This window comes from Arthrobacter sp. MDT2-34-1 (assembly GCF_059091365.1).
The window spans coordinates 308,965-326,105 of record NZ_JBNHGO010000003.1; the positions used below are offsets into that span (position 1 = coordinate 308,965).

At 68.7% G+C, this 17,141-nt stretch carries 15 protein-coding genes; 5 read left to right on the forward strand and 10 right to left on the reverse strand.

Annotated elements, in window-relative coordinates:
• Window positions 1-222 precede the first annotated feature (222 nt).
• Window positions 223-549, forward strand: a complete 327-nt coding sequence (locus AC5RVV_RS14755) for a cupin domain-containing protein (RefSeq protein WP_494002142.1) — start codon at window positions 223-225, stop codon at window positions 547-549.
• Window positions 550-579: 30 nt separating this feature from the next.
• Here the strand turns inward: AC5RVV_RS14755 and mdlC are convergent, their stop codons facing one another.
• On the reverse strand, window positions 580-2,190 hold the full coding sequence (gene mdlC, locus AC5RVV_RS14760) for a benzoylformate decarboxylase (RefSeq protein WP_494002143.1): 1,611 nt from the start codon (window positions 2,188-2,190) through the stop codon (window positions 580-582).
• Between the two features lie 247 nt (window positions 2,191-2,437).
• On the opposite strand from mdlC, the gene AC5RVV_RS14765 reads away from it, so the two are divergent.
• On the forward strand, window positions 2,438-2,731 hold the full coding sequence (locus tag AC5RVV_RS14765) for an antibiotic biosynthesis monooxygenase family protein (RefSeq protein ID WP_494002345.1): 294 nt from the start codon (window positions 2,438-2,440) through the stop codon (window positions 2,729-2,731).
• A 31-nt stretch (window positions 2,732-2,762) separates the two neighbouring features.
• Here AC5RVV_RS14765 and AC5RVV_RS14770 read toward each other — a convergent pair whose 3' ends face one another.
• Window positions 2,763-3,959, reverse strand: a complete 1,197-nt coding sequence (locus tag AC5RVV_RS14770; RefSeq protein ID WP_494002144.1) for an MFS transporter — start codon at window positions 3,957-3,959, stop codon at window positions 2,763-2,765.
• A gap of 173 nt (window positions 3,960-4,132) precedes the next feature.
• On the opposite strand from AC5RVV_RS14770, the gene AC5RVV_RS14775 reads away from it, so the two are divergent.
• Both AC5RVV_RS14775 and AC5RVV_RS14780 read left to right on the forward strand, forming a co-directional pair.
• On the forward strand, window positions 4,133-5,017 hold the full coding sequence (locus tag AC5RVV_RS14775) for a DNA-formamidopyrimidine glycosylase family protein (RefSeq protein WP_494002145.1): 885 nt from the start codon (window positions 4,133-4,135) through the stop codon (window positions 5,015-5,017).
• A 114-nt stretch (window positions 5,018-5,131) separates the two neighbouring features.
• Window positions 5,132-5,539: a VOC family protein gene (locus AC5RVV_RS14780; RefSeq protein WP_494002146.1), complete on the forward strand. Its 408-nt coding sequence runs from the start codon at window positions 5,132-5,134 to the stop codon at window positions 5,537-5,539.
• 125 nt (window positions 5,540-5,664) lie between these two features.
• Here the strand turns inward: AC5RVV_RS14780 and AC5RVV_RS14785 are convergent, their stop codons facing one another.
• The 6 genes from AC5RVV_RS14785 to AC5RVV_RS14810 all read right to left on the reverse strand — a co-directional run bounded on the left by AC5RVV_RS14785 (window position 5,665) and on the right by AC5RVV_RS14810 (window position 14,274).
• A complete protein-coding gene (locus tag AC5RVV_RS14785; protein ID WP_494002147.1) occupies window positions 5,665-7,305 on the reverse strand; it encodes a GMC family oxidoreductase in 1,641 nt (546 codons plus the stop codon).
• Window positions 7,305-8,801: an aldehyde dehydrogenase family protein gene (locus AC5RVV_RS14790; protein WP_494002148.1), complete on the reverse strand. Its 1,497-nt coding sequence runs from the start codon at window positions 8,799-8,801 to the stop codon at window positions 7,305-7,307. Before AC5RVV_RS14790 ends, AC5RVV_RS14785 begins: the two co-directional genes overlap by 1 nt.
• Entirely contained in the window at window positions 8,798-11,035 is a 2,238-nt protein-coding gene (betT, locus tag AC5RVV_RS14795) for a choline BCCT transporter BetT (protein ID WP_494002149.1), read from the reverse strand. The genes AC5RVV_RS14790 and betT overlap by 4 nt, the downstream gene beginning before the upstream one ends.
• A 229-nt stretch (window positions 11,036-11,264) precedes the next feature.
• Complete coding sequence (locus AC5RVV_RS14800; protein WP_494002150.1) at window positions 11,265-11,768, reverse strand: hypothetical protein; 504 nt, start codon at window positions 11,766-11,768, stop codon at window positions 11,265-11,267.
• 131 nt (window positions 11,769-11,899) lie between these two features.
• Window positions 11,900-13,876 (reverse strand): alpha/beta hydrolase, encoded by a 1,977-nt coding sequence (locus tag AC5RVV_RS14805; RefSeq protein ID WP_494002151.1) that lies wholly within the window; start codon window positions 13,874-13,876, stop codon window positions 11,900-11,902.
• The gene (locus AC5RVV_RS14810) at window positions 13,873-14,274 is read right to left on the reverse strand and encodes a hypothetical protein (RefSeq protein ID WP_494002152.1); all 402 of its coding nucleotides are present in this window, start codon (window positions 14,272-14,274) and stop codon (window positions 13,873-13,875) included. The genes AC5RVV_RS14805 and AC5RVV_RS14810 overlap by 4 nt, the downstream gene beginning before the upstream one ends.
• A gap of 310 nt (window positions 14,275-14,584) precedes the next feature.
• On the opposite strand from AC5RVV_RS14810, the gene AC5RVV_RS14815 reads away from it, so the two are divergent.
• A complete protein-coding gene (locus AC5RVV_RS14815) occupies window positions 14,585-15,397 on the forward strand; it encodes a nuclease-related domain-containing protein (protein ID WP_494002153.1) in 813 nt (270 codons plus the stop codon).
• 117 nt (window positions 15,398-15,514) lie between these two features.
• Here AC5RVV_RS14815 and AC5RVV_RS14820 read toward each other — a convergent pair whose 3' ends face one another.
• Both AC5RVV_RS14820 and AC5RVV_RS14825 read right to left on the reverse strand, forming a co-directional pair.
• The gene (locus AC5RVV_RS14820; protein WP_494002154.1) at window positions 15,515-16,156 is read right to left on the reverse strand and encodes an NAD(P)-dependent oxidoreductase; all 642 of its coding nucleotides are present in this window, start codon (window positions 16,154-16,156) and stop codon (window positions 15,515-15,517) included.
• Window positions 16,157-16,373: 217 nt separating this feature from the next.
• Window positions 16,374-16,988: a dTMP kinase gene (locus tag AC5RVV_RS14825; RefSeq protein WP_494002155.1), complete on the reverse strand. Its 615-nt coding sequence runs from the start codon at window positions 16,986-16,988 to the stop codon at window positions 16,374-16,376.
• Window positions 16,989-17,141 lie beyond the last annotated feature (153 nt).

Below are 17,141 nucleotides of genomic sequence, written 5' to 3' on the forward strand. Positions count from 1 at the left end.
GGGCGGGGCGTTGGGGAGCATTTCCTGACGCTGAATCCCACACCCCTCCTTCCCCGCAGTGGAGCAGTAGAGAAAATGGTAGAAGCTCAAAACCCCCTTCGGTAGGGGCCGGCCTACCCTGTTTTGGCCAGGGGAGAGGCGCCGGCGTGGAGGGCTGCTGCAGGATGGGCGAGGCGCCGGATAGGGTGGCCACGAACAGCCATTTCTGATCCAAGGAGAAACATGCAACGCGACGTGCAATCTGGTTTCGCGGACCAACAGACCGGTGGGCGCCCGCCGGCGGTGGCCACCGTGCAGATCGACAACGACCGGGTGACGGTCACCGAGTGGCGGTTTCCTCCCGGCGCGGAAACCGGCTGGCACGTGCACCCCGTGGACTACGTTGTAGTCCCCATGAGCACCGGGACCCTGACCCTGGAGACCAGCGAGGGGGCGTCGGCCAGCCAGTTGACCGCCGGCGTTTCCTACACGCGCACGGCAGGCAGCGAACACAACGTTGTCAACGAGTCCGACGACGACTTTGTGTTCGTCGAGATCGAGCTCAAGTAGGCGCTTGGCAGTAGCCCGGCCGACGGTGATTCAGCCGGCGGCCACGTGCGCGTCGATGAGGATCGGGCCGTTGGCGGCGAGTGCTTTTTGGTAGGCGGCTTCGAATTCTTCGCGGGTGTTGGTGCGTTCGGCGGGGACACCGTAGCCCTCGGCGATGGAGACGAAATCGATGCCGTCGAGCTTGAGTCCGGGGACGTCGGGCACGCCCATGCGCTGGGCAAAGCCGGCGAGGGCGCCGTAGCCGGAGTTGTTCACGATGACGAACACGGTGCGCGTCTGCCGCCGGGCCGCGGTGTAGAGGGCGGTGATGCCGTAGTTGGCGGAGCCGTCGCCCACGGTCGCGACGATGGTCTTCTCCGGGGCGCCCAGGGACATGCCCACGGCTGCGGGCAGGCCGAAGCCCAGCCCGCCCGACGCCGGAAAGTGGTACATGCCCGGGCGGTCGATGGCGATGCGTTCCAGGTAGTCCAGGTCCAGGGTGGTGGTCTCGTTAACGTAGGCGACGGTATCGTTGACGTGGGTGTTGAGGACTTCGAGGATTTCGCTGCCGGTCATGCCGTCCGGCGAGGTCTTGGCCGCCGGCAGCTCCCGGGTGCCCGGCTCACCGCGCCGATGGCCCCGGTCCCTCACCCCGGCGGCCAGCGCCTTGGCCGCGCCTGCCACGTCGGCGACGACGGACCGGCCGAACGGCGCCCGGGTCGCCTCGCGCGGGTCCTGGGTCAGTTGGATGACGCGGGTGCCGGTCTCGAGGTAGTTGCTCGGCTCCCAGCGGTGGTAGCGGAAAACGGCGGCGCCGAGGACCAGCACGACGTCGTGGCCAGCCAAGCGGTCGCGCACCGACTGTATGCCCGGGACGATCACGCCCTCGAAGTTCGGGTGGGTGGTCGGGAACGGACCCCGGGAGGGGGAGGGCGCGACGTAGACCGAGGCGCCGGTTTTCTCCGCCAGCGACACGACGGCGTCGAACACGGCCGGGTCCTCGACCGCGGCGGCGTCCACCTGCGGGCCGACGACGAATGCAAGCCTTTTCGCGCCGTCGATCGCCGCGATCACTTCCCGGGCCAGGTCCTCGGTGAGGCCGCCGGCCGTGGTGACCGAGCGGTCGGTGAGTAGGGCGTCGTCGTCGAGGGCGGACTCGGCCCAGTCATCGAGGGGGACCGAGACGTAGACCGGTCCGCGGGGCTGGGTGCAGGTTTCGAATACGGCCTGGGACAGGGCGCGCGGCACGTCGGCGGCGGCCAGCGGCTCGTGCGAGTACTTGACCAGCGGGGCCGGCAGGGCAGCGGCGTCGGCGCTGGCGAGCATCACTTCCTGGCCGACGGTGCGGCGGACCTGCTGGCCGGCGAGGATGACCATCGGGATGTGCCCGTAGTGGGCGTTGGTCAGGGCGCCCATGGCGTTGCCCGATCCGGAGGCGGCATGCAGGTTCACCAGCGCGGGCCGGCCCGTGGCACGGGCGTAGCCCTCGGCCATGCCCACGACCACCTGCTCGTGCAATCCGAGAACGAAGTCGAAGTCTCCGCCCAGGCCGGCGAGGAACGGGAGCTCGTTCGACCCGGGATTGCCGAAAATCGTGGTCAGCCCGTGGGCGCGGAACATCTCCAGCGTCGCCTCGAGGACCGTCTTCCTCTTGCCCGTCACTCCTGCTCCTCCAACCTCGCGAACCCGGCGGTCGGTACCGTGACCGGCCCCGCCGGCCCGACGTCGTGCCCTTGGACGCAGCCTATGTGCAGCGAATCACTAAATCCAACAGTCGCCGGGTTTCTCGGAAAGCCTGCGCCCGCCGTCAGCAGCGGTCATATGCAGGCGAGCGGCAACGCGACGTCCCGGACGCGATAGCGTGGACCCAGGATGGTCCGGGCGGTTCGGACCCGAAAGGAGCAGCATCGTGTCCGTCGTCGTCATTAACGCGCTCAAGGTCCCCGAGGGCTCGGGCACCGAATTGGAGGCGCGCTTCGCCGCACGCAAGCACGCCGTCGACTCCGCTCCGGGGTTCGAGGGCTTCCAGCTGCTGCGTCCGGTCGCAGGCGAAGACCGCTACTTCGTGTATACCCAGTGGGCTACGCGTGAGGACTTCGAGAACTGGCGCGACAACCGTGCGCCACGCGATCACAGCTCGAAGACCCCCGTGGCCAGTGGGTCGGAGCTGCTCGAGTTCGAGGTTGTTGAGCTCGCCGACTGACCAACAGTTGGTTGACCCGGCGCGCTCCGGGTCACAGGACTTGCGGCTGGCGCATCCGGACAAGTCCCGTGATGCCGCCGAGGACTAGGAGGCCCGCGGCCAGGGCGGCCAGCACAACGGGCGGCAAGGTCCCGTAAGCCACTCCAAAGCCGGCGGACCCCAGCGCCTGTCCGACGGCCAGTGCGATGAAGAGCCACGAAGTCCCTGCGCCGGCACTCTGAGGCCAAACGCTGCGCGCCCAGAGAATGAGCACGCCGGACAGGCTCATGTAGCCGGCACCGAAAACGGCCATGCCGGCATAAGCGACCCAAGTGCTGCCGGAGGCTACCGATATTGAGACTCCTAAGCTGGCGACGGCCAGGACGCTGGCAGAAAAGCACCATGCGGCCCGCATGCCCATGCGCCTGGCCAAGGCTCCCGTGAGTACGCCGAGGACCCCGCCCAGGCCCAAGGCGATCCACAGCCATCCGGCCTGAGCGGCAGCAACGGAACCGGCTTCCGTAACCAGCAACGGTCCAAACGTCCAGATCAAGGCCGAGCCGGCTCCTGCAATGACCGCGGCCCCGGCCGGGACGAGGAGAACGTGCCCCGGTCCATGGCGACGTTCGGGGCTCGAAGCCGCTGCAGCGGCTGGGAGGCCAGAGGTACCCGGATCAGCACGAGCCCGGACGGGATACCACACCGCGACCGCCGCCGCCGCGCAGACCAGCGCCATGAGCACCCATGCCCCGGCAATCGAAGCGGCCAATGAGGCGACAATGCCGGCTCCCACCACGCCGACCGCCGTTCCCGAGTTCACCAGGGACTGTGCTGTCGCACTGGTGCGGCGTGCAACGAGCGCGTCGATAACCGGCACCAATGCGGGCGAGGCGAAGCCCCCGCCCATGCCGCCGACGAATACAGCCGCCACGAACATGCCCGGAGCTGAGGCGACAGCCACCCCCAAGCAACCGACCGCGGCAGTGCCTCCGGCGAGAAGAAGTCCGGCCCGAGGAGCGCGGTCGACGAAGCGGGCGGCCGCCACGGCGGCTATCGAATAGGAGGTGAACTGTGCAGCCGCAGCCCATCCCAGCACCTCGGTAAGTTCCGGCCGCTGTTCGGCCAAGAGCGGGGCGAAGAGGCCGACCCCGAACCGGGCCATGCCATACGTGGCCGCGATCAACAGCATTCCGGCCAGCGCCACGCCAAGGCCGGAGCCGGCTCGACGACCCACCGTGTTTCTGCCCATGGTCCGGCACCTCCCAACACACAACGCCCGTTACACCACAGCGAGCGTTACACAGATGGTAACCGACCGTCTGGGCGCGGCTCGCGCAGGAAGCCGGCGCCCCGACCCGGACGCCGTCGCGGCCCGGTGCAACCCGCCCGGTCATAGGAGCAAGCTTCCGTTATCGTTAGGGCATGCCCGAGATGCCGGAAGTGCAGGGACTCGTCGACTTCCTGCGGCTTAAGCTCATCCCGCCCGACGCCCCGCCGGCCCAGGTGGCAAAGGTGGAGGTGCTGTCCTTCTCCGTGTTGAAAACGGCGGACGTGCCGCCGGAGACGATGGGAGCCGAGCCGGTGTCCGCGGTCTCGCGACGCGGCAAGTTCATCGTCATCACCGCCGGGCAGACGCACCTGGTGATGCACCTGGCCAAGGCCGGTTGGCTCCGCTGGTCGGATGCCCTGAAGCCCGAACCCCTGCGGCCCGGCAAGGGTCCCATTGCGCTGCGCGTGCGGTTCGTCGCGGCCGACGGCGCCGGTCAGCCCGGGTTCGACCTGACCGAAGCCGGCACCAAGAAATCACTGGCCGCCTACGTGGTCAAGGACCCGATGGAGGTGCCGGGCATCGCCCGCCTGGGACCCGACGCGCTCGACGTCGACCACGCGGCGTTCGCGGAGATGCTCGCCTCCCACTCGGGACAGATTAAGGGCCTGCTGCGGGACCAGTCGGCGATCGCGGGCATCGGGAACGCCTACAGCGACGAGATCCTGCACGCGGCGAAGCTCTCCCCGTTCGCCAACGCCTCGAAGCTGGATGCAGAGGACGTGGAGCGCCTGTTTTGGGCGATGCACCAGGTGCTCGAGTCGGCCATCGCCCACGCCTCCGGCCGTCCGGCCAGCAAGCTGAAGGATTCCAAGCGCAAGGCCATGCGCGTGCACGCCCGCACCGGCGAGCCCTGCCCGGTGTGCGGGGACACGGTCCGGGAAGTGTCCTTCGCGGATTCCTCGCTGCAGTACTGTCCCAGCTGCCAGACCGGCGGGAAGCTGCTGGCGGACCGGCGGATGTCCAAGTTCCTCAAGTAAACCTCCCGCCGTTCGGTGGTGCATGCCGTAGATATTCTGGTGTGTTCCTGGTGGACGGTTCCTCCGACCGCGGTAAGTTCAATGGGACGACACGTACTGCGGGAAAGAGGGGGCATGGTCACTGAACCATACGAGGCAAAACCTCGAGCCACCGACTTTGGTTTCGGGTTGCACCACGTTCAGCTCGCAATGCCGCCGGGTGGTGAGGATAACTGCCGAGAGTTTTACGTCGAAGTCCTGGGGCTCACGGAGGTTCAAAAGCCGCCGGTATTGGCTGCCCGTGGTGGGCTGTGGGTGCGCGCCGATAACTTAGAGATTCATCTAGGAGTCGAGGAGAATTTCCGTCCTCAGCGGAAGGCTCATCCCGGCATCCTCGTCCGGGATATAGATGCGCTGGCCCGGCGATTAGAAGCTCATGGGCATGCTCCCGAGTGGGATGACAACTTCCCGGGAATGCGCCGGTTTTACCTGTTGGACAACAACGGAAATCGGCTCGAGTTCCTCTCGCCTCATAGCGGGTAGCAAGAGCACTCTAAAGGACTTGTTCCGTCGGACACCAGCATGATCCTCAGAAGTAGCAGTTGAGACTTTGCTTTAAGCAGAGGGCGGCGGAAGCAGGTTTGCTTCCGCCGCCCTCACTGCACCGATCAGGCGTGCACCGCGCCGGTGCCGGCCGCCGCCGTCGTTGTTTCCGCGGCCAAGCTGCCGCGGATGAGGTCGGCGCAGCGTTCGCCGATCATCATCACGGTCAGGTTGGGGTTGACCGTCACGTGCTCGGGCATGACCGATGCGTCAGCCACGCGCAGGCCGGTGACGCCCTTGACCCGCAGCTCGGGGTCCAGCGGCGACATGACGTCGTCCACCGGGCCCATGCGGACGGTGCCGACCGGGTGGTAGACGGTGTTGTGCGTCTTGCGGATGTAGTCCTGCAGCTCCTCGTCCGTCTGCGCCTCGATGCCCGGCGAGAGCTCGCGGCCGGCCCACGGGGCCATGGCCGGCTGCGCGGCGATCTCGCGGGCCTTGCGGATGCCGGCGACCATCACGCGCATGTCGTGGCCCTCGGGGTCGGTGAAGTACCGGGGGTCGACCATCGGCTTGTCGCGGAAGTCGCGGCTGCGCAGCCGGACGGTGCCGCGGGAGCGGGCGTGCGTGACGTTCGGGGTGAGGCTGAAGCCGTTCTCCGTGGTGGGGTAGCCGTGCCGCAGGGTGTTCATGTCGAACGGGACGGAGCCGTAGTGCATCATCAGGTCGGGGCGGTCCAGGCCCTCCTCGGTGGGCGTGAAGATGCCGATCTCCCACCACTGGGTGGATTCGGTGACCATCGGCTGCTTCGCCTCGAACTGGACCACGCCCTCGGGGTGGTCCTGCAGGTGTTCGCCGACGCCGGGGGAGTCGACCAGGACCTCGATGCCGTGCTCCGCGAGGTGGGCGGCCGGCCCGATGCCGGAGAGCATCAGCAGCTTCGGCGAATCGATGGCGCCGGTGGACAGCACTACCTCGCGCCGCGCGGACAGCGTGTGCGTGCGGCCGAAGGCATTGTCCACGATCTCGACGCCGGAGCAGCGCTTGTCCGCGTCGATCACCAGCCGGCGGGCGCGCAGCCCGGTCAGCAGGGTGAAGTTTTCCCGCTCGATGATCGGGTGGATGTAGGACACCGAGCTGGAGGAGCGGGTGCCGTCGGCCCGGCGGTTGATCTGGAAGAAGTTGGCGCCGTTGACCACGGTGGTGCCGTCGTTAAACTTGGCGCGCGGGATGCCGGCCTGTTCGCAGGCATCCAGCAGCGCGACGCCGGTCGGGTCGGCCGGCGGGACATTCATGACGTGCACCGGGCCGGAGTCGCCGTGGTGCGGGGCGTCCGGGCCGGCGTCCTCGTTGGTCTCCAGCCGCTTGTACAGCGGCCAGGCGGCGTCGGCGTTCCAGCCGGTGACGCCGTGCTTGGACTCCCACTCGTCCAGGTCCTCGCGCGGGGCCCAGAAGGCGATGCAGGAGTTGTGGCTCGAGCAGCCGCCCATGACCTTCGCGCGCGAGTGGCGCATGAAGGAGTTGCCGTTCTCCTGCGGCTCGATCGGGTAGTCCCAGTCGTAGCCGGACTCGAGCAGCTCCATCCACCGGTCCAGCTGCAGGACCTCGGGCACGCCCCGGTCGTCCGGGCCGGCCTCGACCAGCGCCACGGACACCGCAGGGTGTTCGCTCAGGCGTGCGGCGGCGGCGGCGCCGGCGGATCCACCGCCGACGACGATGTAGTCGAATTCCCGGTCGACGAGGTTCTCGACGTTGTCGATGTGCATCAGTTCTCCTTGCCGTGGTCAGCGAACCAGCCGGTCACCTGCGGGCTGGTGTTCTGGTAGATGTGCTTGGCTTCCTGGTACTCGGCCAAACCGGTGGGGCCGAGCTCGCGGCCGACGCCGGACTGGCCGAAGCCGCCCCACTCGGCCTGCGGGAGGTAGGGGTGGAAGTCGTTGATCCAGATAGTGCCGTGACGCAGCCGGCCGGCAACGCGCTGGGCCTTGCCGGCGTCCTGGGTCCAGACGGCTCCGGCCAGGCCGTAGATCGTGTCGTTGGCGGTGGCCACTGCCTCATCCTCGTCGCGGAACGTCTCCACGGTCACCACCGGGCCGAAGGCTTCGTCCACGACCACGGACATCCCCCGCTCCACGCGGTCCAGGACGGTGGGCAGGTAGTAGAACCCGTCGTCGTACTCGGGGCTCTCGGGGGCGGCGCCGCCGCAGCGCAGCCGCGCGCCCTCTTCCACGCCGCGCTTCACGTAGGCGTCCACCTTCTCCCGGTGTGCCGCCGAAATCAGCGGCCCAGTTTCCGCGGCCTCGTCGAACGGGCCGCCCAGGCGGATGCCCTCGGCGCGGCGGACGAGCTCGTCGACGAAGCGCTCCGCGATCGACTCTTCGACCAGCAGGCGCGCGCCCGCGGAGCAGACCTGCCCGGAGTGGACGAAGGCCGCGTTCAGGGCGTTGTCGACGGCGGCGTCGAAGTCGGCGTCGGCGAACACCACGTTCGGGTTCTTGCCGCCGAGTTCCAGTGCCACCTTCTTCACGGTGCCGGCGGCGGCCGCCGCGACGACCTTGCCGGTCACCAGGCCGCCGGTGAAGGAGACGAGGTCGACGTCGGGGTGTTCGGAGAGCGGTGCGCCCGCCTCCGCGCCGGGGCCGGTGACCAGGTTCGCGACGCCGTCGGGCAGGCCCAGGTCCTTGAGCAGTTTCATGGTCAGGATGGCCGTGGACGGGGTGAGCTCGGCGGGCTTGAGCACGAAGGTGCAGCCGGCGGCCAGCGCGGGCGCGATCTTCCACGCGGCCTGCAGCAGCGGGTAGTTCCAGGGCGTGATCATGCCGCAGACGCCCACCGGCTCGTAGACAATCCGGCTGACGACGGCGGGGTCCCCGGCATCGACCACGCGGCCCGCCTCCTGCGAGGCGATCTTGCCGAAGTACTCGAAGGAGGCGGCGATGTCGTCCATGTCCATGCGGCTTTCAACGATCCGCTTGCCGGTGTCCAGAGACTCGGCGCGGGCGAACTCCTCGCGGCGCTCCCGCAGGCCTGCGGCGACCTTGAGCAGGAAGTCGCCACGCTCGGGCGCCGGCACGGCCGCCCACACGCCGGAGTCGAAGGCGGCGCGGGCCGCGGCGATGGCCCGCTCGGTGTCGGCACGGCCGGCCTCGGACACGGTGGCAACAACCCGGCCGTCGGCCGGATTGCGGATCTCGCGCACCGCGCCGTCGGCGGCCGGCTCCCAAGCGCCGTTGATGAACAGGGTGGAGGCGGTGGTGGTCATGGTGTCTCCTTTGAAAGTGCGGCGACGGGTTCTGGGACGGCGGCGACGGGTTCGTCGACGGTGTCGTAATCGGTTTCCCAGTCCGCCTTGGGCGGGACGTTTTCGGCGGCGGTGCTGTAGGGCAGCGTCGCGCGGTGCTGGTGCAGGAACTCGAGGTGCACCTCGTAGTGGTCCAGCACGTCGGCGATGACCTCGTCCTTGCTGTACCCCATGAGGTCGTAGCCGTGGCTGCCCTCGAGCGAGAACACCTCGATGCGGTAGTACTTGCCGCCGGCGGCGGAGGAGCGCGCATAGGACGGGACGTCGTTCTGCACCGGATAGATCTGGTACTTGAAGGTGCGTTCGCCGTCGAGCTCCACGCAAAGGTCCGCGGTGTCGATCCCGAAGGCATCGACGGTGCTGGTCTTCAGCGTGGCCTCCAGCCCGCGGGCGGCGAGGTCGGTGCGGACGTCATTGAGCGCGGGCATGGCGACCTCGGCCACGAAGCGCTGGGCCTGCCGACGGCCCGGGTAGTTCATGGCCCGGGCCAGGCGCTGGCGCCAGCCACGGCGTCCGTCCGCCCCGTGCGGCACGTTGGTGCGGGAGTTCAGCACGGAGTGCAGGCCGGCCTGGTAGCTGTCCGCGAGGGCCGTTTCCAGCCGCAGCGCCTTGTAGAGGCCGAGCATGATGAAGACCAGCACCACCGAGAACGGCAGGCCCATGATGACGGTGGCGCTCTGCAGCGTGGGCACCCCGCCCACCAGCAGCATGGCCAGGGTCAGCAGGCCGGTGGCGACGGACCAGAAGACGCGCAGCCACTTGGGGCCGTCGGAATCGGCGTCCTTGAGGTAGGAGGTGAAGTTGCTCATCACCAGGGCACCCGAGTCGGCGCTGGTGACGTAGAACAGCAGGCCGGTGAAGGTGGCGATCGCGGCGCTGAGCGGCGCCATGGGGTACTGCTCCAGCAGCCCGTAGAAGGCCCGTTCCGGCTGGCTCATGGCCACCTCGCCGAACGCGGCGTTGCCGCCCATCACGATCTCGAGGGCGCTGTTGCCGAAGATGGAGATCCACAGCAGGATGAACGCGAACGGCACCACCAGCACCCCGACGACGAACTCGCGCAGCGTGCGTCCGCGCGAGATGCGCGCGAGGAACAGGCCCACGAAGGGCGCCCAGGCGATCCACCAGGCCCAGAAGAACAGCGTCCAGCCGTTCAGCCAGGCGTCGGGCCGGTCGTAGGCGAAGGTGTCCAGTGCCATCGACGGAAAGCGGGAGAGCGTGTCGCCGATGTTGGTCACGATTCCGTCCAGCAGGAACCGGGTGGAGCCGGTGATCAGGATAAAGACCATCAGGGCGATCGCCAGGATGACGTTGAGTTCGGACAGCCGGCGGATGCCCTTTTCGATCCCGGTCAGCACGGAGATGGTCGCCATCAGTACCGCGACGGCGATGAGGGCGATCTGCACCACCGTGTTCTCCGGGATGCCGAACTGGAAGCTCAGGCCGTAGTTGAGCTGCGCGACGCCGATGCCCAGGCTGGTGGCAATGCCGAAGATGGTGCCGAGCATGGCGGCAATATCGACGGCGTGGCCCACCGGCCCGTGGATCCGCTTGCCGAGGATCGGGTAGAGCGCCGAGCGGATGCTGAGCGGCAGGTTGTGCCGGAAGGCGAAGTAGCCCAGCGCCAGTCCCATCAGGGCGTAGAGGCCCCAGCCGAGGATGCCGTAGTGGAACAAGGTCCAGACCACGGCCTGCCGGGCGGCCTCGACCGTGGAGCCGTCGCCCGTGGGCGGTGCCAGGTACTGAGTGACCGGCTCCGCGACCGAGAAGAACATCAGGTCGATACCGATGCCCGCGGCGAAGAGCATCGCGGTCCACGTGAAGAGGTTGAAGGTCGGGCGCGAATGGTCGGGCCCCAACCGGGTCTTGCCCACCCGGGAGACGGCCACGAAGAGGACGAACGCCAGGACGGCGACGACGATCAGTGAGTACCACCAGCCGAAGGTCTCGCCCACCCACGCGACGGCGGTGCCAATCACCGCGTCTGCCGATTCGCGGTCCAGGATGGCCCACAGCGCGATGCCGAGGACGCCCGCCGCGGAACCGATGAAGACGGTCCAGTTGACCCGAGTCCGCGGTTCGGCGGCGTCGCTGCCGGCGGGGGACTCCGGTGGGGCGGCTCCGGGCACCGGCGCCGGGCGGTTACTGTCTTCGCCGTTGAGCTTAGGCTCGTCAGTTTCGGGCGGCGTACTCATATCGGTCTCGTACCTCGCATCGTAGGAGTGCTGGTCGCGGTCTCGCTGTTGTCTTGGCCGGGTGAGGGCAACTTTCGACGCTAGCAAGAGCAGGAAGTGACCAGCCTGCGCGCGTATAGCACATGAACTAAGTGAGGAGGATCACCTCATGAAGTGGCGAGGTTCACGTCGATTGCCCCGCGTGTTCTGTTTACGGGAGGTCAGTGGGGCGCCACCAGAAGGGGATGCTTCAGGCGCCGTCGTCGTAAAACTGGCTGTTCATCCCGAACTCCGGATCCTGCTCCGAGCGGATCATCCGGTGGTCCTCGGGGTGCTCCAGGCAGGGGCTGGTGAAGGAGAGGACGACGGCGCCCACACCGCCGGCCACGTGGTGCGCGGCGGTGGCGCCGAGGTCGCCGTTGCGGAAGTAGAGCGTGCGGACGTCGCCGGTTTCGGCAGTGGCCTCGTTCTTTTGCTCCCAGCCATGCGCGGTCAGGTAGCCGGCGGCGGCGTCGAGGGCTGCGTTGGCCTGGTCCGCGTCCGCTACCTTGCCGGTGGCCCGGGCGATCCAGGCGGTCTGGGTCTGCGGTTGTTCGTCCTCGGGTCGCAGGCAGGTTTGTTCGCGCAGCAGGCTGACCTTCAGGTCGGCGGCGGTGGACGCCTCGGCGATCGCCTGGGGGAGCAGCTGCTCGAGCTGGCGGCCGTAGTCCTGCGACGTCGGTTGTATCTCCTGCGACTGGTTCTCCTGCGGCATGGCGCAGCCTCCTAAAATGACGGCGGAAAGGGTGGCAGTCGCGGTGAGGGCGGCGGCGGAACCGGGTCGCCGCCGTCGTTCTTCGCCGCGCGGCCGGGCCGGGCGGTGCCAAGGGGAGCGAGCCCGCATGTTCATTTCTCCAGACTTTCGACCGTCACGGTTTCAAGGTTGCCATATGCGTAGTCCTCGGGATCCTGCTCGAGCGGGCTGGTGATCAGCGGGCCGTAGGGGGAGTAGGTTTGCTGGATTCGGTCCTCGACAAACGTGCTGACGCTGGTGCCTTCGACGACGCCCTGGATGTTGGTGGCCGAGGTGGAGCCCGGCCAGAAGTAGTCGGTGTGCCCGTTCATCAGCGAGTCCGGGTCCTCCGGTCTCAGGAAGCCGGTCTCGAGCCGGACCGGGTCCATGACGGTGGGGCTGCCGCCGCGCCAGAACGACGCTCCGTGGTAGCCGCCGCCGAGGAGCTGGGCCGCGCTGATGGGGTCGTCGCGGGTCTGCAGCCAGTAGCGGTGGGCATCGGGGTTAGCGGTGTCCGCGGGGCTGCCCACGTTGTGTCCGGTGCCGGCCGGTGCGACGTAGACGATGTTGGTGGAATCCAGGCCCTCGCGTTCGGCGGTGCCCAGCAGCGAGCCGCCGGCGCTGTAGCCGATGTACGTGGTGCGGGCGTCGGGCCGGGTCTCGAGGTCGAGGGCGTGGTCGAAGGCGGCCAGCAGGGGCCCGCCCCGCTCGTTGAACGAGGTGGTGATGTTGTCGGGGACCTCATCCGGCAAGTCGGTGCCCTGCCAGTAGAAGGAGACCGTGCCGGCGGGCGGTTCGCCGTTCACCGCGTCGAGCCGGGCCGAGTAGGCCTCCAGCTGACCCAGGTCGGCGCCGGTGCCCGGGACCAGGGCGGCCACCGTCCTGGTGTCCGGCGTCAGGGTGCCGTTCATGGTGACGATCCTGCCGTCGCCGTCCAGGCTGACCAGGACCACTTGGGATTGATGGCCGACGGCGTAGTCCAGTCCCGTCCTCAGCGTTGCCAGCCGGTCGTGTTCGGCCTGCCAGGTCTCGAGGTCGGCGGTGTACTGCCGGTAGGCCCGCTGGTAGACCATCCGCGGGTGGCCCTGCTGATTCCCCGCGGCCGCGAGGTAGTCGCTGAGGTCGGGCTGTGGGCCCAGCTGTGCCTGCCGGGACACCACGGTTTCGCGGTAGCCGGCGGCGGTGATGGTGTTGGCCCGGATCCGGCTGGCGAAGGGGATGCCGTTCAGGCTCCCGAACACCGCGGGGTAGAGCAGCAGCATCCGTTCCTGTTCGGCCGGCGCCAGGGTGAGCCAGGCCTCGCGGATTCCCGCAATCCCGCCCTCGGTCAGCGCGGCGTCGCCGGCCATCGCCTCCGCCATGACGGCCTCGGACGAGCCGGGCATCCGCCACGCGGGCAGTTTGTGGGCGGCCAGCAGGGCGGCACCCTCGGGGTTGGCCGCGGCCCAGGCCCGCAGTTCCTCGTCGGTCAGGCCGGCCAAGGACGGCAGGTACGACTCCGGCGTCAGCGGGCCGAACCGCTCGTCGAGACCGCTGGTGAAGTGGGCCCACGGCGGGGAGGACGGACCGGCGGCCAGCAGCGGGGTGGGCGGCAGCGAGTCGACGGTTCCGCCGCCGATGGACCGCAGGGCGGCGGCGGTTTCCGCGGTCAGCGCCTGCCAGTCGGCCCGCAGGGAGCGGACGCGTCCGTTGAAGGCCTCCGCCCGCTGCTCCGCTTGGTCCGCCTCGTCCCCCTCCTGTGAACCGGCATCCTTCAGCGCCCTGGTCAGGCCGGGGCGTGCCGCCGCGAGTTCTTCGGCCTCCGCCTGCAGCGCCCGGCCGGAGGCGACGAAGGCCGTGACGGCTTCCCGGGCGGCGGCCAGCGCCGCAGTCCATTCCTGCGAGGGACCCTCCAGCTCGTTCAGGGCGGAGTGGACCTCCAGTTCGGTGTCCGGTTGCTGGTAGGCGACGCTCAGCCCGGCCCAAGCGGCACCGGCATCGACCAGGTAGTTTGCCGCAGACGCGGCGCGCAGGGACATCTCCCGGACCGCATCGCCGAGCCGGTCCCAGGGGACGTTGATCTCCGGGACGCTGCCCAGCCGCACCGTCACGGCTGCGGCACCCGCCCGAAGCCGCGCGGGGTAAGGACGGCCGAGTGGCCGGCATTCAGGGACTCGGCGAAAGCGGCGGCGGCACCCGACATCCGCCCGTCCGCCTCGACGAACAGCTCCGCGGTTTCGGCCACGACCCGCGACTTGTTGTACACGAGGCCTGCAATCCGGTGGCCCACGTCCCGCCGCGGCGACCAGAACTCCGCGAACGCGTCGGCCACCTCCGTGGCGCTGCCGAACGACGACGTCGCCTCGTCGCCTGCCGCCGCCGTGTCGCCTGCCGCCTTGTCCAACGACTGGCCGTCCGCGGCCACGTCCACCAGAATCATGTGGAGCTGCCTCGGATTGATCCGCCAGCTGCCCATCCCGCCGCCCTCCCGCTTAACCGTTTCCCTCACACTGTTGCATGCGGCGCCGCGGAACTGAATGGGGACGACTCCCCATGGTTTAGCGATTTTGCACCTCCGGCGGCTTCAGGACCCGGAACCCTGGCCCCCGGCGCGGGGCGGGGGACATACTGGGGCTCCTTGCTGAAATAGATCCGGGGAGGTTGCATGGAACGTCCGGAACAGTGGGGGGCCGCCCGCCGGCCGACTGGACCCGAAACCCTGTATTCGCCGTTCATGGAATTCGATCCGCCAGCTGTCGTGGCGGAACCAACCCGCGCCCGCGGAGCGCATCGGCCGCAGCTACAACGGCCTTCGCGTTGTGGTCGTCGTCGTCCTATTACTGATCAGTTTCGGACAGTCATTGGTGCTCATCTCGATGCTGGCCAGCGCCGCATTAGGCGATGCTCCCCCTCAGTGGCCGGTCGCCGTCGTCCTAACGGCAGCCTGTTTACTGGGCCTTGGCGCGATTGGCAGGCACTGGGGCGTCGCGGCGCCGAAAAAGGTTGCCCGGCAACTGGTGTTCGGCGCGGGTGGCGCGGCCCTGTCGGGCGGCTGGTCCCGGTTTCGGCGCGAGGACATCGCCAAGGGCGCGGAGGGCGAGCGGTGGACGGCGCAGGCACTGGAGACCCTGCTGGCCATTCCCGGGACCCGGATCTTCCACGGGCTGCGGTTCCCGGGCAGCCACGTGGCGGACATCGACCACGCCGTCATCAACGGGGACCGGGTGGTCTATATCGACTCCAAATTCTGGAAACCCGGGCAATACCAGTGGATCGACCGGGAGACGCTGGCCTCCGTCCATCCGCGCGGGTTCAGGCGGCGGACCATTCACATGGACGTTGTGCAGACCGACCCGCGCACGGCCAGGGTTGCGGCCGAGGTCGCCTGCCACGTCATTGCCCATCCGAATGCGCCGGGCCCGATCACGTTCACGCCCGGGCACCAGATTTCTCCCACCGGCATCCCCATCACGGGGGTGCAGGCCGGCGTCGACGGCATTGGCCACTGGCTGCTGCAGGGGCAGAAGGCGGGAACGGTGAACCGCTACGCGCTAGCGAGGCTGCTTACCATGCAGAAGAAAGCACCGGCCGGTACCGGTACGCGCCGGACCGACCGCGGGCAACGGCGCTGATCTTTTAGCGGGGGCACGTGGACAGGCGCCTGTCGAGACGGCGAACGACGGCCGCCGCGCTGTCTGCGTGCCCGGGCCGGACCAGTTGCGGCGGCCGTCGTGTTGTGCTGGGGAGGTTTAGCTGTCGCTGACCGTGAAGCGGGTCTGCCGGTGCGCGGGCTTCTCGATCTCGTCCAGGATGGCCACGGCCATCGTGCCGGTGGTGGTGTGCGATTCGCCGTCGGCGGCATAGAGGAGCCGGTCGGTGCCCAGCACCGGGGCGGTGGCGTCGCCGGGCGTGAACAGCGCCGAGGGGGACACCCCGACCCAGTCAACGTCCGTGACGCCGCGCAGGTATTCGAGTTCCTTCAGCTGGTTCTCCGGGATGGAGATCCAGGCCTCGGCACCGGGGATGTTGCGGATGTCCTCGACGAACAGGTGGTTGTCGTCGCCGGTGGTCAGGCTGCCGGCGCCCAGGATGAAGACCAGGCGGAGTGTGGTTTCCCCGGCGAGCTCGACCAGCGAGCGGGCCAGGTCAACGTGCCGGTAGGCCTCGTGCGGAGCCGTGCCGAACGCATTGACGACGACGTCGAAGGCTGCGAGGTTTTCTGCGTCGAGAGAGAAGGCGTCGCGTTCCAGCACTTCGGAGTCCGTGCCCAGGACCTCCGCGGCCTTTGCGGCGCTCCGGACGATCGCTGTTGTCTGGTGGCCGCGTTTGGCCGACTCGTGGAAGAGGGCGCGTCCGGCGTTGCCCGTGGCCCCGATGATTCCGATCTTCATGCTGTCCTTACGTTGGCGTGATGACTTTCAAAAGGCTTGGCCTCTGCTAGGTGTAATCGATTGAAGCATCAACTTATTCCGACGCGAGTGCCTCTAGGCGACGGACCGCCCGCTCCGCGGCCGGCCGTAAGTGCCGCCGAGGCGACCGCCCGCTCAGTCAGGGCCCGCTGTCGTCGTCGTTAGGCGGGCAAGTGAGGGCATGGGCCGGGAGGCCCAGCTAGCTGGCAGGAGGGGACACAGTCTCCATGACGCGGCGCAGGACGTCGCTGCGGGACCCAACCGCGTCGACGACCTGCCAGTCCAACGACTTGGCCCTTCGCAGGTAGACGTTGCGTGCCGCCCGCAGGTAGTCCGCCGACTCGGAATCCTCGCCCCGCGCGATGATCCGGGCGTGCGCAGCCTCGGCGGGCAGATCCAGCAGCACGACGACGCCTGGTCGAGGCAGGGCTCGGACCAGCCAGGGCAGGACGCCTCCCGGCGGCAGGCCACGCACGTCACGAAGGACCTGCTGGCAGTGCAGGTGCCGGTCCATCACCGTGGTCCCGCGGAAGGCAGCCGCCCGGAGGTGGGCAGCCAGCACGTTCACAATGCGCACCATCGACTCGAACCGGTCGGCCCAGCGCGGAGTAATGCCGATGCCGAGGCGTGCAGCTGCCCGGGACAGCCAGCGCCGTCCGGCCGGGTTGCGCACTAACTGCGCGTAACGGCCCGCCGCCCGCTCAACTTCGACCAGCGAGGCCGCGGCCGTCGTCTTCCCGGCTCCGTCGATGCCGAGGATAACGACGGTTCTCCGCGGGTTCCGCCGCGGGCCGCGTCCGGTTTCCGTGGGCAAAAATTCCCTGCTCTCCTGTGGTGATGTCTCCTCAACAACGCACGCGCGGCCGGGATCGATGCCCGGTCAGGCTGTGAATTTGCTGAGACATGCCGAGCAGGCGAGGGGCTCCGAGCCAGAAAGACGACGGCGGCACGTGAGCGCCGTCGTCGT